19 protein-coding genes and 4 tRNA genes are annotated in these 18,352 nt (G+C 72.8%); 11 read left to right on the top strand and 12 right to left on the bottom strand.

Annotated features, from left to right (window positions below):
- Nucleotides 1-158: 158 nt before the first annotated feature.
- Both ACI379_RS09655 and ACI379_RS09650 read right to left on the bottom strand, forming a co-directional pair.
- Nucleotides 159-1,550 (bottom strand): hypothetical protein, encoded by a 1,392-nt coding sequence (locus ACI379_RS09655; protein ID WP_439791868.1) that lies wholly within the window; start codon nucleotides 1,548-1,550, stop codon nucleotides 159-161.
- Between the two features lie 21 nt (nucleotides 1,551-1,571).
- Nucleotides 1,572-4,088 (bottom strand): SCO7613 C-terminal domain-containing membrane protein, encoded by a 2,517-nt coding sequence (locus ACI379_RS09650; RefSeq protein ID WP_439791867.1) that lies wholly within the window; start codon nucleotides 4,086-4,088, stop codon nucleotides 1,572-1,574.
- A 154-nt stretch (nucleotides 4,089-4,242) separates the two neighbouring features.
- Between ACI379_RS09650 and ACI379_RS09645 the strand changes: the two genes are divergently transcribed.
- The gene (locus tag ACI379_RS09645; RefSeq protein ID WP_439791866.1) at nucleotides 4,243-4,983 is read left to right on the top strand and encodes a lytic murein transglycosylase; all 741 of its coding nucleotides are present in this window, start codon (nucleotides 4,243-4,245) and stop codon (nucleotides 4,981-4,983) included.
- 49 nt (nucleotides 4,984-5,032) lie between these two features.
- On the opposite strand, the gene ACI379_RS09640 is transcribed toward ACI379_RS09645, so the two are convergent.
- The 3 genes from ACI379_RS09640 to ACI379_RS09630 all read right to left on the bottom strand — a co-directional run bounded on the left by ACI379_RS09640 (nucleotide 5,033) and on the right by ACI379_RS09630 (nucleotide 6,470).
- Nucleotides 5,033-5,106: transfer RNA gene (locus ACI379_RS09640), tRNA-Phe, on the bottom strand.
- Between the two features lie 42 nt (nucleotides 5,107-5,148).
- Nucleotides 5,149-6,114 carry a permease prefix domain 1-containing protein gene (locus tag ACI379_RS09635; protein ID WP_439791865.1) on the bottom strand — a complete coding sequence of 322 codons (966 nt, stop codon included), beginning with the start codon at nucleotides 6,112-6,114 and terminating at the stop codon, nucleotides 5,149-5,151.
- Nucleotides 6,114-6,470, bottom strand: coding sequence for a PadR family transcriptional regulator (locus ACI379_RS09630; RefSeq protein ID WP_439791864.1), 357 nt, complete (start codon nucleotides 6,468-6,470; stop codon nucleotides 6,114-6,116). Before ACI379_RS09630 ends, ACI379_RS09635 begins: the two co-directional genes overlap by 1 nt.
- Before the next feature lie 118 nt (nucleotides 6,471-6,588).
- Here ACI379_RS09630 and ACI379_RS09625 point away from each other — a divergent pair.
- The 3 genes from ACI379_RS09625 to ACI379_RS09615 all read left to right on the top strand — a co-directional run bounded on the left by ACI379_RS09625 (nucleotide 6,589) and on the right by ACI379_RS09615 (nucleotide 7,280).
- Nucleotides 6,589-6,661, top strand: a tRNA-Glu gene (locus ACI379_RS09625).
- A 92-nt stretch (nucleotides 6,662-6,753) separates the two neighbouring features.
- Nucleotides 6,754-6,827, top strand: a tRNA-Asp gene (locus tag ACI379_RS09620).
- Between the two features lie 99 nt (nucleotides 6,828-6,926).
- Nucleotides 6,927-7,280, top strand: a complete 354-nt coding sequence (locus ACI379_RS09615) for a metallopeptidase family protein (RefSeq protein ID WP_439791863.1) — start codon at nucleotides 6,927-6,929, stop codon at nucleotides 7,278-7,280.
- 6 nt (nucleotides 7,281-7,286) lie between these two features.
- On the opposite strand, the gene ACI379_RS09610 is transcribed toward ACI379_RS09615, so the two are convergent.
- From ACI379_RS09610 to ACI379_RS09600, 3 genes are read right to left on the bottom strand one after another with little or no spacing between them, the layout of a single operon-like run.
- Nucleotides 7,287-7,619 carry a fluoride efflux transporter FluC gene (locus ACI379_RS09610; RefSeq protein WP_439791862.1) on the bottom strand — a complete coding sequence of 111 codons (333 nt, stop codon included), beginning with the start codon at nucleotides 7,617-7,619 and terminating at the stop codon, nucleotides 7,287-7,289.
- Nucleotides 7,616-8,029, bottom strand: a complete 414-nt coding sequence (locus tag ACI379_RS09605) for a fluoride efflux transporter FluC (RefSeq protein ID WP_439791861.1) — start codon at nucleotides 8,027-8,029, stop codon at nucleotides 7,616-7,618. The genes ACI379_RS09610 and ACI379_RS09605 overlap by 4 nt, the downstream gene beginning before the upstream one ends.
- The gene (locus ACI379_RS09600; RefSeq protein ID WP_439791860.1) at nucleotides 8,026-8,958 is read right to left on the bottom strand and encodes an ATP-binding protein; all 933 of its coding nucleotides are present in this window, start codon (nucleotides 8,956-8,958) and stop codon (nucleotides 8,026-8,028) included. Before ACI379_RS09600 ends, ACI379_RS09605 begins: the two co-directional genes overlap by 4 nt.
- Before the next feature lie 216 nt (nucleotides 8,959-9,174).
- Between ACI379_RS09600 and ACI379_RS09595 the strand changes: the two genes are divergently transcribed.
- A complete protein-coding gene (locus ACI379_RS09595) occupies nucleotides 9,175-10,650 on the top strand; it encodes an NAD(P)/FAD-dependent oxidoreductase (RefSeq protein WP_439791859.1) in 1,476 nt (491 codons plus the stop codon).
- A gap of 71 nt (nucleotides 10,651-10,721) precedes the next feature.
- Here the strand turns inward: ACI379_RS09595 and ACI379_RS09590 are convergent, their stop codons facing one another.
- On the bottom strand, nucleotides 10,722-11,375 hold the full coding sequence (locus ACI379_RS09590; RefSeq protein WP_439791858.1) for a PaaI family thioesterase: 654 nt from the start codon (nucleotides 11,373-11,375) through the stop codon (nucleotides 10,722-10,724).
- 179 nt (nucleotides 11,376-11,554) lie between these two features.
- Between ACI379_RS09590 and ACI379_RS09585 the strand changes: the two genes are divergently transcribed.
- On the top strand, nucleotides 11,555-12,592 hold the full coding sequence (locus tag ACI379_RS09585; RefSeq protein ID WP_439791857.1) for a glycosyltransferase family 2 protein: 1,038 nt from the start codon (nucleotides 11,555-11,557) through the stop codon (nucleotides 12,590-12,592).
- Between the two features lie 11 nt (nucleotides 12,593-12,603).
- The gene (locus ACI379_RS09580) at nucleotides 12,604-12,924 is read left to right on the top strand and encodes a pyrimidine/purine nucleoside phosphorylase (RefSeq protein ID WP_439791856.1); all 321 of its coding nucleotides are present in this window, start codon (nucleotides 12,604-12,606) and stop codon (nucleotides 12,922-12,924) included.
- 88 nt (nucleotides 12,925-13,012) lie between these two features.
- Here ACI379_RS09580 and ACI379_RS09575 read toward each other — a convergent pair whose 3' ends face one another.
- The 3 genes from ACI379_RS09575 to ACI379_RS09565 form a co-directional block, all read right to left on the bottom strand.
- Nucleotides 13,013-13,594: a GNAT family N-acetyltransferase gene (locus tag ACI379_RS09575; RefSeq protein WP_439791855.1), complete on the bottom strand. Its 582-nt coding sequence runs from the start codon at nucleotides 13,592-13,594 to the stop codon at nucleotides 13,013-13,015.
- A 33-nt stretch (nucleotides 13,595-13,627) separates the two neighbouring features.
- Nucleotides 13,628-13,700, bottom strand: a tRNA-Lys gene (locus tag ACI379_RS09570).
- Between the two features lie 234 nt (nucleotides 13,701-13,934).
- Nucleotides 13,935-14,426, bottom strand: a complete 492-nt coding sequence (locus ACI379_RS09565) for a DUF1992 domain-containing protein (protein WP_439791854.1) — start codon at nucleotides 14,424-14,426, stop codon at nucleotides 13,935-13,937.
- Nucleotides 14,427-14,647: 221 nt separating this feature from the next.
- Between ACI379_RS09565 and ACI379_RS09560 the strand changes: the two genes are divergently transcribed.
- From ACI379_RS09560 to ACI379_RS09545, 4 genes are all read left to right on the top strand, one after another.
- Entirely contained in the window at nucleotides 14,648-16,387 is a 1,740-nt protein-coding gene (locus ACI379_RS09560; protein WP_439791853.1) for an AMP-binding protein, read from the top strand.
- 299 nt (nucleotides 16,388-16,686) lie between these two features.
- A complete protein-coding gene (locus ACI379_RS09555) occupies nucleotides 16,687-16,890 on the top strand; it encodes a cold-shock protein (RefSeq protein ID WP_439791852.1) in 204 nt (67 codons plus the stop codon).
- 188 nt (nucleotides 16,891-17,078) lie between these two features.
- The gene (locus tag ACI379_RS09550) at nucleotides 17,079-17,255 is read left to right on the top strand and encodes a hypothetical protein (RefSeq protein ID WP_439791851.1); all 177 of its coding nucleotides are present in this window, start codon (nucleotides 17,079-17,081) and stop codon (nucleotides 17,253-17,255) included.
- A 43-nt stretch (nucleotides 17,256-17,298) separates the two neighbouring features.
- Nucleotides 17,299-18,201, top strand: coding sequence for an NUDIX domain-containing protein (locus ACI379_RS09545; RefSeq protein WP_439791850.1), 903 nt, complete (start codon nucleotides 17,299-17,301; stop codon nucleotides 18,199-18,201).
- The last annotated feature ends 151 nt before the right edge of the window (nucleotides 18,202-18,352 follow it).

Raw genomic sequence — 18,352 nt, 5'->3', positions numbered from 1 at the left:
GCGACTGACCTCGCCGCGCGCCGGTGTGCTGCGCCACGGGAGAACCCCGTGGTGCGGTGGACGTGACGGTTCGTGGAGTAGCGGTCCAGCCCACGGGCTGGTGTGGTGCGCGGCTGGCGCCCGTGAGGGCGCCAGCGCTGCGCCCGCGTGGCGTACCCTCAGCGCGTCCTCATCACGATCAGGTCGCCGTGGGTGCCGTACCCGAGCAGGCCGGGGTCGCGCGGGGTGCCGTCGAAGGTGAGCATCAGCCACGGTCCACCGGCGTCGCCGGGCGGCACGAGGCAGGGCCACGGGATGTTCGACGGGTACGGCGCGTCGAGGGTGCCGATCTGGTGCATCGTCGTGTCGAAGACCGGGTACGCCTCGCGCTGGCCGGAGCGTCCGTCGCGCCCGTCGCTGGCCACGACGACCAGGCCGGGTCCGTACGGCACGACCGTGGTGCCCTCGGTGGCCGTGCGGTCCGCGGAGACGCCTCGCTGGGTCAGGGCGTCGAGGCGTGGCCCGGAGGCGAGCACCGGGTGGAACCGGAAGAAGCGGCTGGCGCTCACGTACCCGACCCACCACTGGTCGCCGCGGTGCACCAGGTGCGGGTCCCAGGTGGCCACCGACGTGAACCCCTCGACGGGGACGGGCAGCTCGGAGGTGTCGAGCACGTGCTCGCCGCTCCGCGGGTCGCCGACCGGCTCGGCGAGGGTGATCCGCAGCGTCGAGGACCGGCGTCGCTCGGCCCGGCGCTCGGGCGGCGCGAAGTCGCCCCAGGTGCTCGTGGCGACCAGCCAGCGGTCCCCGTCCCGCAGGACGTGCGTGGCGTGGTCGCCGTACACGCCGGGCCGGTCGGGGCGGCGGAAGAAGAGGTCGCCCGTGTGGGTGAGGTCGTCGGTGGCGGTGTCGTAGCGCCAGAGGCTGGTGTGGGCGGTGTCGAAGAACCCCGGACCCGCCGAGGTGGCCGAGAGCCAGACGCTCGACCCGTCGCGGACCGGTGTGCCGTCGGCCTCGGTGACGAGTCGTACGTCGCGCAGGCCCAGCTGCCCGAACCCGCCCGCCTCGAGCGCGTCGAGGCGCCCCGTGGTGCGGATCTCCAGGCCCGCCAGCCACGTCTCGTCGCGGGTGTCGAGGCGACCGAGCAGGTCCACCCGGCCGCGGGCGACCCACGTGTCGTGCTCAGCGGTGAAGACGGTGAGGTGGGTCCCGGTCAGGGTCAGCGCGACCCGCTGCGGCGCCGCGTCGACGCGCCCGAAGCGGCGGCTGCGGTGCCGGGTCACCTCCTCGCCGGTGGCGACCTCGAGCCCCACCCGGCCCTCGCGCCACAGCACGGCCAGCTCGGTGCCGCCGGAGTGCAGCGCGAGACGGACCCCGTCGGCATCGGGGGAGGGGGTGGCCAGCACGGCGGCGTACGGTGCCGGCCGGGCGAACGGGTGCCGCTGAGCGCCGGGCGGCAGCACCGTACGCGTGGTCGCCGACAGCAGGTCGACGGGACGGTGCCGGCCCACCGTCCGGAACGGTCCCACGTCGAAGGAGGTCACGCTCGGTCCGGTGGGGGTCTGTGGCACCGCCCCATTGTGCCCGCGGCGTCAGCGCAGGCGGGCCAGGTACGCGGTCGTGGCGCGCACGTTCGCCAGCCGTGCCTCCCAGGTGATGCCGCAGACCGTCAGCGCGATGCCGGCGGCGGCGAGCCACACGAAGGTCGGGACCACGTAGCCGTACGGGGCGGCGAGGTTGAGCGCCAGCAGGGTGCCGGTCACGGCCCCCATCACCAGCGGCGCGTTGAGGTGGCGGGCGGCACCGAGGACGACCAGGGCCACGCTCGCGGCCAGCAGCAGCCCGTCGCGGAGCCCGACCGGTTCGAGGGTGACCAGGACCACCAGCAGCGAGGGGAGCAGGCCGACAGCCAGCCCGCCGCCGAGCCCCACCAGGCTGCTCAGCTGCGGCCGCCGGACCATCAGGACGGCTCCGGCGACCAGCAGCGCCGCGGCCAGCGGCACCGAGTACGCCTCGACCGTGGTGACGTCGCGGTGCGCCAGCTGGCACCACAGCGCCGCCACGAGCATGAGCGAGCCGACGAACGCCGCACCGCGCCGGTGGGCGTGCAGTGCCGCCGTCGCGAAGAAGCAGCAGGCAGCGACCAGCAGGTGGAGGCTCGCCCACACCAACGGCTCGGGGTGCAGCGAGGTGCTGACCACCGCGCTCAGACCCAGGACCAGGCCAGCGCCGGCTTCGACGGGGACCTCGGCGCGCCACAGGACGACGGGGGCGAGCACGACGGCAGCCACCAGCGTCGCCCACCACAGGTCGACGTCGGCGGTGTGCAGGCCCGTCCAGGACGCCAGGGTCAGCGGCACGGGCAGCGCCAGCGCTGCCACCGACGCCAGGTCGGCCCGGTGGCCCCGGTGCGCGACCACCCACCCGGCGGCGCACGCCGCCGCGCAGGCCAGCAGCGCCACGGTCGTCAGGGCGCCGCTGGGCAGGGCGACCACCAGGGCGGCGGACAGGGAGACGGCGGTCATGACGGCCAGCGGCCAGTCGAGGGTGCCCCGCGTCCGGCCTGTACGGACCAGGCCCACGACCCCACCGGCCGCGCACCCGAGCAGCACGGCGACGACCAGCGCCAGCGGGACCGGGAACTGCACGAGCGTGAGCACGGCGGTGGCGCACGCGGCGACCACGGCCTGGGTCGCGAGGGGGACCTGCGGGAGGAAGGCGCGCTGGAGCGCGAGGGGCAGGACGGCCACGCCGAGTCCGCACGCGAGGACCAGCAGGTGCGTGGGGCCGGGGTCCACCGGCTGCAGCGTCGCGGTGACGGGGGCCGCCAGGAACTCCCCGGCGCCGCTGAGGGCCACGGCGCCGGAGCCCATCGCGGTGAGGACACCACTCAGGGAGACCAGCCACAGCCAGGCGGCGGGGATCGCCGGGGTCACCTTCCAGGTGCGGGCCGGTACGAGGAGCACGGCGGCGCTGGCCGCGACCAGCAGACCGGTCAGGACCAGGGTCCGCGGGGTGACGGGCTCGTCGTACACCGGCAGGAGCAGGGCGAGCAGCAGCATCAGCGAGCCGGTGCCGACGGTGAGCGGGAGGAGACGCCGCGCCCAGCCGATGCAGCGGGGCAGCACGGTGAGGGCAGCCACCGCCAGCAGCAGCGGCACCCAGGCGCTCGAGGTGAGCACGTCGGCGTACGTCGAGCTGGGCTCGTTGAGGAAGCGGACCGTGGCCCAGCCGGCCAGGCCGCACCACCACGCGGCGGCGCTGAGCCCGGACAGGTACGCCAGCACCTCGAGGCGGGTCAGGCGCGAGACCTCGGACAGGACGAGCCAGACTGCGAGGCAGACCGCCAGCGCGACGGTCGGGTGGTCGAGCTGCCAGGTGAGACCGAACCCGGCCACGTGCAGGGCCGGGACGCCGACCGTCTGCGGGGCGACCAGCGGCTCGCCGCCGGCCAGCCGGCTCGCGAACGTCACGGCGAGGCTGACCGCACCGATGCAGCCGCCGAACCACATCATGGTGGCCGGGGCGTCGAGGTCGCCGAGCCAGCCCGCGTTCTGGGCGCCGAACAGGTCGAGGGTGAACAGGCCCAGGGCGACGAGCGACATCGCCTCGGCGCCGATCCGCAGGCCCTTGCGGGCGAGCAGCCACGAGCCTGCCGCCACGCCCAGGGTGATCGCGATGAGGATGACGGTGCGACCGCCCACCCCCAGCATCGTCCAGGCCATCGCCAGGAAGGTCAGCGCGCCGACCAGGAGGAACAGCGCACCCAGTCCGAGCAGCACCTTGGGGACCACGCCGAGCGTGGGGCCGGTGCGGACCGGCTGCGTCGGGGCCGGCTGCGTGGGGGTCGGGTACGGCTGGGCCGGGTACGGCGTCCCCGCGGGCGCCTGGACCACCGCTGGGCTCGGTGCCTGGGTCGGTGCTGGCGCTGGGGCAGCGGTGGCCCGCAGCCGGCCGACCAGCACGTCGGCGCGCTGCAGCGTGGCGAAGAGGTCCTCCACGGTGGAGCCGCTCAAGGGGACGCGGCACTGCGGGCACGTGCGCGGGTGCGGAGGCAGCGCGTACGCGCAGCTCGGGCAGCGCGTCGGGTCGGCGTAGCGGATCAGCATGCCCACACCCTGCCCCGTCAGCGGCGCTCCACGCGCGGTTCGCGCAACTCATCGTGCCTGGGTACGGGTACCCAGCCGCCGGCCGGGTTGGGGCGGGAGGTCACCATGGAGCCGTGAACCGTGCCCAGAAGCCGTCCTCCACCGGGGGTCCCCGGTGAGGACGACGATGCTCGCCGGTGGTGCCGTGGCGGCCGTCCTGCTGGGCGTGGTGGCGTGGTCGGCGCTCGACGACGGGACGTCCGACGGCGCCGAGAGCCGGCTGCCCGCGGCCGAGGCGCTCGCGACCGCGCCAGCCCGATCAGTGCCGACGCCCACCCCCACCCGCGAGGCCACACCCACGCTGAGCCAGCCCGCGGAGTCCTGGGTCGCCGACACGGCCGCCGGCAGCGGGATCCCCGCGGCGGCGGTCCGCGCGTACGGCCGGGCCACCCTCAACGCGCCCGACGGCTGCGGTCTCGGCTGGGCGACCCTGGCCGGCATCGGCTGGGTCGAGACGCACCACGGCACCATCGACGGCCGTACGCTCGGCGCCGACGGACGGCCGAGCGCCGAGATCCTCGGCCCTGCCCTCGACGGTCAGGGTGACGTGGCGGCGATCGGCGCGAGCCGGTCGGGTACGGCGTTGCACGGCAACGACCGGTGGGAGCACGCCGTCGGCCCGATGCAGTTCATCCCCTCCTCGTGGGAGCGGTGGGGCGTCGACGGCGACGAGGACGGCACCGCCGACCCGCACGACCTCGACGACGCGGCACTGGCGGCGGCCCGGTACCTCTGCGAGGGCGGCGGCGACCTGTCCACGGTCGACGGGTGGAGCGCGGCGGTGCTGTCGTACAACAAGTCCACCGAGTACGTGCACCAGGTCAACGTCGCGGCCATCGAGTACGCCTCGCGCTGAGCGACGCAGAAGGCCCCGATCGGGACGTGATCGGGGCCTTCTGTGCTTGTGGGCAGGGGCGGGGTCGAACCGCCGACCTATCACTTTTCAGGCGATCGCTCGTACCAACTGAGCTACCTGCCCAAGCGGGGGAGACTCTACATGAGCCTCCCCCGCGTCGCGGAATCAGTGTCCACGCGGCGGCAACGACGGGCGTACGAACGTGCGCCACACGCCCTCGACGATCTCCCAGAGCGCGACGAGGACGGCTCCGGCCATCACCACGTCCATGGTGACGTCGAGGTTGCGGCCGGTCAGGGAGACCGCCTCCAGGAAGTCGGGGTTGAGCAGCCGGTGCTCCTGGGCGAGCCAGGCGATCGGCCCCGCGGTGGCCACCGAGGTCACGACCGTGCCGAGAAACGTCGGCACCGTCCATCCCGCGCGGTAGCGCCACAGCTCCAGCGCGGCCGAGGCCACGCACCCGACGATCAGCACCGGCAGCCACAGCGACCAGAGGTCGGGGTTGAGCAGGGGGGTGGTGCCGTCCTCGCCCACGCCGGTACGGAACTGCTGGGCGACGATGAGTCCGCCCAGGATCAGGTTGAACACGGCCCCGGCGACCGCCTCGCCCAGCGTGATGCCCTGGTGGTCGTCGGGCAGGTCCGGGAGCGAGTCGGGGGAGAACGCCCCCAGGTCGTCGTCGGTGGTGACCCGGTCGATGACGGCGAACACCGCGGTCGTCCAGAAGGCGACCTGGAGGGCCGTACCGAGCAGTGTCACCACGGCAGAGGCGATGACGCCGCCCAGGGTGTCGGGGCTGGTGTCGGTCGCGTCGCCCAGCGCGCTGAGCGCGGCGACGGTGATCGGCACCCACAGCAGCAGGTTCTTGGTCAGCCGCTCCCAGATGCCGTAGAAGCGCGGGCCGATGAGGTACTGCGGCCGGCCGGAGTAGCTGGCGGCCAGGTTGGCGGGGTGGCCGAGCTCGACCAGCGCGGCGCGCTCGGCCTCCTCGGGGGTCATGCCGGCGGCGAGGTGCCCCTCCACCATGTCCTCGATGGTGGAGCTGAGCTCCCGGGCGAGGTCGTCACGACGCTCGGCCGGGAGGTCGCGCACCGTGGCGTGCACGTAGCGCTGGGTGAGAGTGGCGGGCATCAGCTGGCTCCGTTCTGGTCGCGGGTGATGCTGGTGAGTGAGGCGCGGATGTCGTCGAGGTCGGCCAGCAGGGTGGCGAGCACCTGTTCTCCCGCGGTGCTGGTCCGGTAGACCTTGCGGGGCCGTGACTCGTCGGTGTTCCACTCGCTGCTCAGCAGGTCCTGCTCCTCCAGGCGGCGCAGCAGCGGGTAGAGGGTGTTGGCCTCCACCTCGATGCCGTGCCCGGCGAGCTCCTCGAGCAGCGCGTAGCCGTACCCCGGTGTGCGGAGGGCGGCGAGGCTGGCCACGACGACGGTGCCGCGGCGCAGTTCCTGGCGGTGCGTCCTCAGGACGTCGTCGGCGTTCTTGGTGGCCATGGCTCCACAATACTGTGCGTCACACACCATTGTAAATCCCGCAATGTTGTTGTGAGTCACTTCACTCCGTCGGTTCCGTGCGGGATCGCCTTCTGTCCTATGCTGTCGGGGCACGCTGGCCCCCATCGTCTAGCGGCCTAGGACGTCGCCCTTTCACGGCGGTAGCACGGGTTCGAATCCCGTTGGGGGTACGACCCGGGTCACCGAAACCCCCGATTGGGAAGTTCTGGAAGACATGGGTTAGAGTTCCACTCGCCTCACCGCGCAAGCGGAGAAGCAACCAGGCCCTGTAGCGCAGTTGGTTAGCGCGCCGCCCTGTCACGGCGGAGGTCGCGAGTTCAAGTCTCGTCAGGGTCGCAGACACAGAAGAGGGTGAGCCACCGGCTCACCCTCTTCTGCATTTCGGATGACGTGCTCCGGGGATCGCGTGTTGCCGGTGCCACCTACGCTGACCCCGTGCCCGTGGAGATCACCGCCGCCGAGTTCGACGTCCTCGTCGAGCGTGCCCTCGACGACCTGCCGACCGAGCTGGCAGCCCTCGTGCACAACGTGGTCGTCCTGGTGGAGGAGTTCGCGCCGCCCGAGGACCCCGACCTGCTCGGGCTGTACGACGGGGTCGCCCTCACCGAGCGCGCCGCCAACCACGCCGGCCTGCTGCCCGACCGCATCTTCCTGTTCCGCGAGCCGCTCACCGACATGTGCGAGTCGTACGAGGAGCTCGAGGACGAGGTGCGGATCACCGTGGTCCACGAGATCGCCCACCACTTCGGCCTCGACGACGCCCGCCTGCACGCCCTGGGCTGGGGCTGACCGGCCTCAGAGCAGCAGGCCGAGGCCCAGCCCGGCCGCACACGCCGCCAGCGAGCCGGCGACGGTCGCCGCGACGTACACAGCCGAGGGGCGCAACGGCAGGTCCACGGCGTGCACGGCGAAGGCGGAGTACGAGGTGAGGCCGCCGCAGAAGCCGGTGCCCAGCAGTGCCCACCACGCGCCGTCCAGCGACAGGCCGAGGAAGAGACCGAGGAGCGCCGAGCCGACGACGTTGACCAGCCAGGTGCCCAGCGGCCACACGGTGTCCCACCGGCGGGCGCAGAGGTACCTCAGCGGGGCGCCGACCGCGGCGCCCAGCGCCACCAGCAGCCCGCTCACCGCAGCCGTCCCGCGGCCAGACGACGCCCCAGCGCGGCTGCAGCCACCGCGGCCACCACCGTCACCACGACGTACGCGGCCGCCGTGGCGTACGCGCCGTCCTCGACGAGGCGGACGGTGTGCCCGGCCCAGCTGGACACCGTGGTGAACCCGCCGAGGAAACCTGGGCCCAGCAGCGCACCCAGCGCCGGAGACGTACGGATCCGCCGCCACGCCGGCAGCACGCCCAGGACGAACGCCCCGACCACGTTGATCGCCACGACCGACCACAACGCCAGGTCGCCCGCCGCCACCTCGAGCGCCCACCGCAGCACGGCGCCGGCGGCCGCCCCGAGGGCGACGAGTCCCGCGCCGGCCGTCGCCGACGGCACGGCGGACGGGGCGGCCGTACCGGTCGAGGTGTCGCTCACGCGACGGGCTGCGGGGTGTGGGACGACGGGTCGACGTCCTCCCAGGTGGTGGCCTGCTCGCCCTCGAGCTGGGCCACGATCTCGGTCAGCATCCACGTGTGGAACGCCCGCTCGCGCGGACTGCGCTCCAGCGACAGCAGCCGCTCGGCACGGCAGAACGCGTCCGCGAGGTCGAACATGTCGACCATCGTGGAGAAGATCGGCGCCGCCTCGGGGGAGGCCGGCATGGTGAGGTTGATCCGGCGCTCGCCGGCCGCCGACGCCTCGGCGACCTGGTCGTGGAACTCGCGCGGGAACTGGCGCTCGTAGTTGACGAACATCGCCGACAGGTCGCTGGCCAGCGGGTACGCGTCGTGGTGGGCCAGGGCCAGCAGGCGCAGCTCGCGCCGCAGCTCGGCGTACTGCCGGGCCAGCCGGGCCATCAGCTCCAGGTCGAACCCGCGCAGCACCACCGGCACCGCCGCGTCGCTGACCGGCTCGGGGTCGGCGTCCTCGACGTCGTCGATGACACCCTCGGCCACGTCGTCGCGCTCCTCGGCGGTCGGCTCGAACCACACCACCTTGCCGGTGGCCTCGTTCGTCGCTCCCCAGGTGGAGGAGCAGCGCGCCACGATGGCCAGCCCGCGCCCGAACGTGGTCAGCAGGTCGTCCAGCTCGGCGTCCTCGGAGACCGGCACGGGCGGGTCCGGCATCACCGCCGAGCCGTCGTGCACCTCGACCCGGGGGTGCGAGGCGGTGCCCCGCACCATCACCACGATCGGCTCGGCGCCGTGCAGGACGGCGTTGGTGACCAGCTCGGACGTCCCGAGCTCGGCCGCATCCACGAGGTCGTCGCGCTCCAGCTGCCGACAGATCCCGCCGACCCAGCGCCGGGCCTGCTGCGCGCTGCGCGGCGAGGCCTCGAGCGGCAGTCGGGAACTGAGGGGCACAGCTCGTCCTCCGCGGCGTCGGATGGGGATGTCCGGGCGCGGCTGTGGCAGCCCCGCCCGGCGTGACCGACTGATAGTACTGCGGATGTCGTCTTCGTCACTCGTACGCGCTTGGCGGGCATGGTAGTTGGCCACCTCACGTCGGCGGGGGGAAGAATGGGTGAGTTCGCGTTGCTCGACCTCATGAGGACGCGGCACATCCCAGGAGGACGATCAATGGCACAGGCACAGGGCGACGAACGGCACAAGGTGGTCGTGATCGGCTCCGGCTTCGGTGGCCTCTTCAGCACCAAGGCGCTGCGCGGCGCCGACGTCGACATCACCCTGGTGGGCAAGACGACCCACCACCTGTTCCAGCCCCTCCTCTACCAGGTGGCGACGGGCATCATGTCCGAGGGCGAGATCGCGCCTCCCACCCGTGAGGTCCTCAGCTCCCAGAAGAACGCCCAGGTGCTGCTCGGTGAGGTCACCGACATCGACCTCGAGGCCCGTACGGTCACCTCCCAGGTGCTCGGCCGCGAGACCGTCAACAGCTACGACAGCCTCGTCGTGGCCGCCGGCGCCACCCAGTCGTACTTCGGCAACGACCAGTTCGCCGAGCACGCGCCCGGGATGAAGAGCATCGACGACGCCCTCGAGCTGCGCGGCCGCATCTTCGGTGCCTTCGAGCTGGCCGAGATCGGCGCCAAGCGCGGCGACGACGTCGACCACCTGCTGACGTTCGTCGTCGTCGGCGCGGGCCCGACCGGCGTGGAGATGGCCGGCCAGATCGCCGAGCTGGCCCACCGCACCCTGCGTCGCGACTTCCGCTCCATCAACACCCGCCAGGCCCGCGTCATCCTCATCGACGCCGCGCCGCAGGTGCTGCCGCCGTTCGGTGCCGTCCTCGGTGCCAAGGCCAAGGCCGAGATGGAGAAGATCGGCGTCGAGGTGATGCTCGGCGCGATGGTCACCAACGTCGACGAGCGCGGCCTCGAGGTGAAGTTCAAGGACGGCCGCACCGAGTGGATCAGCTCGGTCACCAAGATCTGGGCCGCCGGCGTGCAGGCCAGCCCGCTCGGCAAGACGCTGTCCGAGCAGACCGGTGCCCCGCTCGACCGCGCCGGCCGGATCGCGGTCAACCCCGACCTCACGCTCCCCGGCCACCCCGAGGTCTTCGTCGTCGGCGACATGATCGCCCTCGACAACCTCCCCGGTGTCGCGCAGGTGGCCATCCAGGGCGGCAAGTACGCCGCCAAGGAGATCCGCAACCGCCTCGAGAACAAGCCGCCGCAGGAGCCCTTCAAGTACTTCGACAAGGGCTCGATGGCCATCATCAGCCGCTTCCGGGCGGTCGCGATGATCGGCAAGCTGCGCCTGACCGGCGTGATCGCCTGGCTGGCCTGGCTCTTCGTCCACCTGATTTACATCACCGGCTTCAAGTCCCGCGTGACGGCGCTGCTCCACTGGGCCGTGTCGTTCTTGGGCCGTGGTCGCTCGGAGCGCACCACCACGATGCAGCAGATCTTCGCGAGGTCCGCGCTCAAGCGGATCGAGGGCGGGCTCGCGGGCCTCGTCTCCGAGCCGGGCGCGTACGACGCGGAGAAGGCGGCCGCCGAGGAGGCGCGCCGCGTCGAGCTGGAGTCCGCCGCGGCGGAGGAGGCGCGGCTCACCGACAGCGGCGCCCGCGGGGTGCCGTCCGAGAAGCGCTGACGCGCACCGCACGTACAGACGCCACGAGGGCGGTCCCGGGGTCCGGGGCCGCCCTCGTTGTCTGTCGTGCGTCAGTCGAACCGCAGGGTCGCGCTGTCCTCGGGGATCGTGCGCGCCCACCGCGGGCGGATGAAGAGGCCCTCCGCCTCCACCGTCACGCCCTCGTCGTCGCTGATCGAGCCGACCATGTACGCCTTCCAGCCGTCCACGCGGTCCAGGCGGGCCTCGGCGCGCAGCCGACCGAGCGGCGTGGGGCGCTTGTAGGTGACGTTGAGGTACGCCGTCATCCCGGAGTGGCCCGCTGCCGCGGCGCCCTCGCCGAGCAGCTGGTCGAGGATGAGCGACGAGACGCCGCCGTGGACCAGGGTGGGCGGGCCCTCGTACTGCGGGCCGAGGGTGAACTCGCTCCACACGTGGTCCGGCTCGTGGTGGATGGTCAGTGGGGGAGCCAGCGGGTTGCGGACCCCGATCACGTTGTTGCCCCAGGCGCGGCTGGTGCCGTCCTGGCGGATGCGGACGCCGTACGACGCGCCGCCCAGGTCGGAGTTGAGCAGGTCGCGGACCTGCTCGAGGGCGCGCACCGCCTCGGCGGCCTTCTCGGGCGAGACCTGGGTGCGGATGCTGGACTCGGCCAGCTCGCGCAGGACGGAGGCGATCGGGCCGTACGTGGTCCGCTCGGCCTCGACGTCCTCGTCGGAGGTCTCCTCGGGGATGAATCCGGTCATGCGCTCGACCCTAGGTCAGGAGCGCCGCGGACGGGCCGCGGTCCCGGTGTGAATCAGGCCATGCCCGCCCGGTCCGCTCTGCCCGGTCTGTGGGTCGCGCGGCACAGGGGGCGCGTGCCACTCTGGAGGAGGACGGGCGGAACCGACGGCGCCGTGTGCGGCGCGACGGGAGGCGCGGCATGGCACCAGGACTGGTCCTCGCGGTCACGCTGGTGCGCGACGACGTCGCCAACGTGCGGCGCTTCGTGCGGTACACGCTCGCCAACGGCGTCGACCACGTCGTGGTGGTCCTCGACGGCGAGCAGCCCGAGGTCGAGGCGATGCTCGCCGAGCGTCCCCGGACCACGTGTGTCGTGCTCGGCTCGACCTTCCGCGACGGCGGTGGGCAGGGCGGTGGATGGTCGCTCAACGGGCGGCAGCGGATCGCGGCCAACCTGGTCCGGGTCGCCTGCGCCGAGGCCGGGTTCGTCGACTGGCTCTTCTTCGTGGACGGCGACGAGACGCCCCTGGTCGACCGGGCCGCGCTGGCGGCGGTGCCCGACGAGGTGGACGTGGTCCGGCTGACCCCGTTCGAGGCGGTCACGGGGACGCGGGTCTGGTTCAAGCGGCTGCTCCCGAGATGGCGGCTGGAGCGGCTGCGCGCGGCCGGCGTGATCGACCGTGCTGACAACCGTGCCTGGTTCCGAGGACACGTGGCCGGCAAGGTCGGCGTCCGGCCCGGGGCGCCCGTCGGGTTCGGGGTGCACCACGCGACCGGCGTCGACCAGGAGCGGGTGGAGGCGTACGCCGACCCGGGCCTGCGGCTGCTGCACCACGAGTCGCCCACGTACGAGGAGTTCGTCCGCAAGTGGAAGGCGCTGGCCTCCTCGGGCAGCCACGACCCGGGGATGCGCGGGCACCGCACCCGCATCTACGAGGCGTTCTCTCCCGACGCCCCCGCCGAGGGGCGCGAGGAGCGGTGGGCGCAGCTGTACGCCGAGTACGCCACCGACGACCTGGCGGCGCTGCGCGCGCTGCGGGCCGTACGACGCCTCGACCCCCGCGCCGGCACCCACCGTCCGCCGCTGCTCACTCGCAGCCAGCGCCGCCGGCTCGACCGTGGGTTGGCCACGGCGCAGCGGCTGCCCCGCGGTGCCGTGCTGCCCAGCCGCCTGGCCGAGCTGCCGGAGGCGTTGCAGGAGGTACGCCCGCGCCGGCGCTGGTGGCGCCCTGACTAGGCTCAGCGACCGTGACCGCTGAGAACGTCTACGCCAACGTGACCCTCGACCCGCGTGCCAACGTCTACTTCGACGGCGCCTGCGTCAGCCACACCTTCTTCCTTGCCGACGGCACCCGGAAGTCGGCCGGCGTGATCCTGCCGGCGTCGCTGGAGTTCGGGACCGAGGCTCCCGAGGTGATGGAGCTCCACTCGGGTGCGTGCCGGGTCAAGCTCGCCGGCAGCGACGAGTGGGTCGCCTACGGAGCGGGGGACTCGTTCTCCGTGCCCGCGTCGTCGTCGTTCGCCATCGAGGTGACCGACGCCGTGTCGTACGTCTGCCACTACGGCTGACGCCGCAGCGGCGCAGGCAGTTCACCGGCGCCGGGCCGGCGGCCCCGCGTGGAGCGGCGGCTCGGCGCTCGAACTGCCTGCGGTGTCGTCACAGCTTCCGGCGCATGATGACGCGCGGGAAGCCTCCGCTGACCGACCGGGTGTCGGCCACCTTGGTGAAGCCCGCGTCCTCGAACAGCTTCCGGGTGCCCACGAACGCCATCGTCAGGTCGACCTTCTCGCCCTTGTTGTCGACCGGGCAGCCCTCGACGGCCGGGGCGCCGTGCTCGGCGGCGAACGCCACCGCGCCCTCGAGCAGGGCGTGCGAGATGCCCTTGCGCCGGTGGCCGGGGCGGACCCGGAGGCAGATCACGTTCCACACGGGCAGGTCGTCGACGGCGTCGATCTTGGTCGAGCGGGCGATCGGGAGGTCGGCCCGGGGCGCCACCGCCGCCCACCCGACGACCTCGTCGCCGTCGTACGCCAGCACGCCGGGCGCGACCTCGGCCCGGCAGAGGCGGCGGACGAAGTCGCGCCGCTCGGTCCCCGCCAGGGACTGGTTCGTGCGCGAGTCGATGCGGTGGCTCAGGCACCAGCAGACGTTGGCGTCGGGCCGCTTGGGGCCGACCATGGTGGCCACGTCGTCGAAGCGTTCGGCCGTGGCGGGACGGATCACGTACGTCGTGCTCATCGCGCCACCCTGTCAGGCGGGACGGCGCAGTAGTAGGCCCTGTGGGACTCGAACCCACAACCAACGGATTAAAAGTCCGGAGCTCTGCCAATTGAGCTAAGGGCCCGCGCGAAGCCTACCGGTGGGTGGGCGGCGGGCTCGGATGCCCCGGACGTGCTGGGGCGGGTCACTGTGTCGCCGGCGCGACCGAGCCGCGTGCCTCGGCCGGCTCCCGGAGCCAGGCTCCGGGGTGCCCGTGACCGGCGGGCGCCAACCGGGGGAGAGGGCGTCACGATGGTGGACGCGCAGCAGGTCGTCGATCAGCGGTTCACGCCGGTGCGTGGCTGGCTGTCCGGCTTCTTCAACGGCTGAGTCCGAACCGCCACCAGCGACGCCGCGGAACCGCCTCCTCGGCGGCGGCCCGGGCAGCGACGGCACGGTTGCGCTCCAGCCGTACTGCCCGACGCCGCTCCCACGCGGCCACCTCGGCCTCGACGTCGCGCGGCATGGTGACCAGCGGCGGACCGCCGTGGTTGGTGTAGCGGGCGTGGATGACGCGGGCGTTGAACTCCTCGAGCTCGGCGCGGACCTGCTTCTCCGTGGAGAACGTGTCGAGCCGCTCGTCGAGGGCGGCGTCGTCGTGCCGCAGCTGGACGCTCGGCGGCAGCAGGGCGATCTGCTCCCGCTCGACCATCTTCCGGAGCCACCAGTCTCGGTCGTGCGTGGGCCCGAGGTCCGTCAGCGGCTTGCCGGCGCCGGGCAGGTCGTCGAACGCGCCCCGCAGCGTCGCGTCGCGGATCTGCGCGTCCACCACCGACGAGACGTCGCTGGCGGCCGCGATGCGGCGCTGCACGGCTCGTTCCTCGGGGGTCCTACCCTCCGTGGGCGCCGTCGAGCCGGGCGTCTCCTCGTCGGTACGGTCCTGGCCCACGGCCCCTCCTTCGCGGTGCCGACGCCGCCGAGGCGGGTGGCTGGTCTCGAAGTGGCGCACCACTCTACGCCGCGGGACGTTGGTCCGTTGAACAGGGGACACCGCCTCTCGCGGTGCCACGCCGGTGGGTGGACACTGGCCGGATGGACAGCATGGCAAGCAGTGCCGGGGCTGGCGCGGAGTCCGCGTCCCGCCCCTGGGTGATCCACTACGGCCCCGGCGTCCGCGACCGGGTCGACCTGCCCGACGAGGCGATCACCGCCGGCCTGGTCCGCGCGGCGCGGCGCTGGCCCGACCGGGTCGCCGTCGACTTCCTCGGGGCCACCACGACGTACGCACAGCTCGACGACCGGATCCGGCGCACCATGACGGTGCTCGCGGGTATCGGGGTCGGCGAGGGTGACCGGGTGGCGCTGTCGCTGCCCAACTGCGCCTCCCACGTCATCGCCTTCCACGCCGCACTGCGCCTGGGCGCCGTCGTGGTCGAGCTCAACCCGACGTACACCACCGGCGAGATGGCCCACCTGCTGGCCGACTCCGGCGCGACCACCGTGCTGGCGTGGCGCCACGGGATCGCCGACGTCGTGGCCGCCCGGGACACCTCCGCCGTGCAGACCGTGATCGCCGTCGACGTCGCCAAGGACCTGCCCCGCACCGCCCAGCTGATGCTGCGCCTGCCGGTGTCCAAGGCGAAGGAGAAGCGCGCGGCCCTCGACGGTCCCGTGCCCGACGGCGTCGCCGACTTCCACCGGCTCGTCGACGCGGCCGCCCCCAGCGCCGCCGAACCCCTCGGGGCGAGCGCGGACCTGGCGCTGCTGCAGTACACGGGCGGCACGACCGGCACCCCCAAGGCCGCGCGCCTGACCCACCGCAACCTGGTCGCCAACGTCGTCCACGGGCAGGAGTGGGCGGGGTTCACCGAGGGCGGCGAGACCGTGTACGGCGTGCTGCCGTTCTTCCACGCCTTCGGCCTCACCTTCTGCCTCACGCTGCCCGGGCACATCGGGGCCACGCTGGTGGCGTTCCCCAACTTCGACCCGCCGGCCGTGATCGCCGCCCAGAAGCGCCGCCCAGCGACCTTCCTGGCGGGCGTCGCGCCCATGTACGACCGGATCGTCGACGCGCTGGAGGCCGACCGCCGACCGCCCGCCGAGGGACTGCGCTCCATCCGGTTGGGCTTCGCCGGCGCGATGCCGATCCCGCGGCACACCGTGGAGCGGTGGGAGGCGGCCACCGGCGGCCTCCTCATCGAGGGGTACGGCATGACGGAGTGCGCCCCGATCGCGCTGGGCAACCCCTGCTCGCCCGCGCGGCGCCCCGGCACCCTGGGGGTGCCGTTCCCCAACACCGACATGCGGGTCGTCGACCAGGACGACCACACCGTCGAGGCGGTCCCCGCCGAGGACGGCAGCGTGCGCGGTGAGCTGCTGGTCCGTGGCCCGCAGGTCTTCGACGGCTACTGGAACCGTCCCGACGAGACGGCCGGCCAGCTCCTCGAGGGCGGCTGGCTGTGTACGGGGGACGTGGTCCGGGTCGAGGCCGACGGTTGGGTCACCCTCGTGGACCGGGTCAAGGAGATGATCATCGTCGGCGGGTTCAAGGTGTACCCGTCCCAGGTGGAGGACCACCTGCGCACCATGGAGGGCATCCTCGACGTCGCCGCGGTCGGGCTCCCGCACGGCGACGAGGAGCAGGTCGCGGTCGCCGTCGTCCTGGTCGAGTCCGCGCCCGCGCCGACCCTGGAGGAGCTGCGCGCGTACGCCGAGCAGCGTCTCCCCCGGTACGCCCTCCCGCGCGCGGTGACCGTCGTCGACGACCTGCCGCGCTCGCAGATCGGCAAGGTGATGCGCCGTCTGGTGCGGGAGCAGATGCTCCAGGAGTGAGTGCGTCCGCGTGGCCCGATGCCCGCGGCGCCGGCCACGCGAGAGGCCACGCGTGTCACCCAAAGTTCACACAGCATCTGAAATTGACACGCGCAGATGGTTTCCTTCCGGGTCAACGTTGGTAGGGTCACCATCGCAGCAGGTGCACATCCAGCAGGTCGACGCCAGCGGAGGTTTGTGATCCAACGGCGTTTCACTTCGTGGGAGTACCACTCACGACAGTCGGAGCGACGTGTCACCGCATCTGGTGTGGGCCGTCGAAGTGACGGCTCTCGCCCCGACAAAGGAGTAACGAGCAAATGGCTCAGGGCACCGTGAAGTGGTTCAACGCTGAGAAGGGCTTCGGCTTCATCGCGCAGGAGGACGGCGGCGACGACGTCTTCGTGCACTTCTCCGCGATTCAGACCCAGGGCTACAAGTCCCTGGACGAGAACCAGAAGGTCGAGTTCGACGTCACCCAGGGCCCGAAGGGCCCCCAGGCGGAGAACGTCCGTCCGCTCTGATTGCGGCCGCTGGACGCACCGTCCAGTTCTTCGAGGACCGGGGTCCCATCCGTTCGGATGGGGCCCCGGTCCCTCGTGTTGGGGGCCCCGACTGCCCAATCTGGATCATTTTTCTGACTGACCTGTTTCAACTACCCACCTTCGGGGCATGGTGGTATCCCAGCCCTGTCGTGAAGTGAGGTGATGTCGTGCACGACCAGTTCGACGTCACCCTCGAGGACGGCGACCTCCTCAACGAGGTCGAGCTCACCACCACGCTGATCATCGCGGCGAGCGAGTCCGACGAGCACCTCACCACCGAGCAGATCGACGCGCTCCTGGGCCTCCTGCCCATACGGCCGCGTCCGCCGGTCGACGGCGACTGAGGTCGGCGCGGTCCCGGGCCCGCCCGGATGCTTCACTAGCCCCATGCTGTCGCGCGACGTCCTCGCTGCCGGTGCCGTCGTGGTCCGTGCCAAGGGCACGCAGGTGCTGCTGGTGCACCGGCCCAAGTACGACGACTGGTCGTTCCCCAAGGGCAAGCTCGACCCCGGCGAGCACGTGACGACGGCCGCCGTGCGGGAGGTGCTCGAGGAGGCCGGCGTCGAGGTGCGCCTCGGTCGCCCGCTCCCGCAGCAGCGGTACGGGCTGGGCAACGGCCGGCAGAAGGTCGTCCACTACTGGGTCGGGCACCCGCTGTCCGGGCACGACGAGGTCGACTTCGTCCCCAACGCGGAGGTGGACGAGGTCCGCTGGCTGGGCTGGGACGAGGCCGAGGCGCTGCTCAGCTACCGCCGGGACCGGACGATCCTCGCCGCGGCGCGGCCGGTGGCCCGACGTACGCACCCCGTCGTGGTGCTCCGCCACGGCAAGGCCATGCCGCGAGGTGAGGCCGACCGCGCCGACGAGCGCCGAGGGGGCGGCGACCGCGCCCGCGGCCTGCACGCCACCGGCCACCAGCAGGCCGCCGACCTGGTGGCGCTGCTCCTGGCCCACGGCGTACGAGCCGTCCACACCTCCACCTCCACCCGGTGCCTCGACACGGTCCTGCCGTACGCGCGCCGGGCCGGCCTCGACGTGCACGGTCACGAGTGCCTCACCGAGGAGGGCCACGACGACGAGGGGATCCGCGACCTGCTCGCCTCGCTCGCGGCCGGCCGCGACCCGGTGGTCGTGTGCAGCCACCGTCCGGTGCTGCCCTCACTCCTCGAGGCGCTCGGCACGCAGCCGGTCAAGCTGGCCCCCGGCGAGCTGGTCGTCGCGCAGGTGCGCAAGGGCGTCGTGGTCTCCACGCAGGTACTGCAGCCGGGGGAGACCCGCCCGGAGGCATGATCCCCGACCGAGGTGACGGCCGTCTCGTGGCGTCCCCAAGCGTGCGGTTCGAGTTCACCCGGCGTTCACCCGGGCCGCAGGATCCGGTCACCTGTGGCTCCCAGACTCCCTGGTGTCATCAGAGATCCATGCACTCACCAGGAGACATGAA

It is taken from the genome of Nocardioides sp., assembly GCF_051876515.1.
GTDB lineage: Bacteria > Actinomycetota > Actinomycetes > Propionibacteriales > Nocardioidaceae > Nocardioides.
This window is presented reverse-complemented; position numbering and strand designations above follow the sequence as displayed.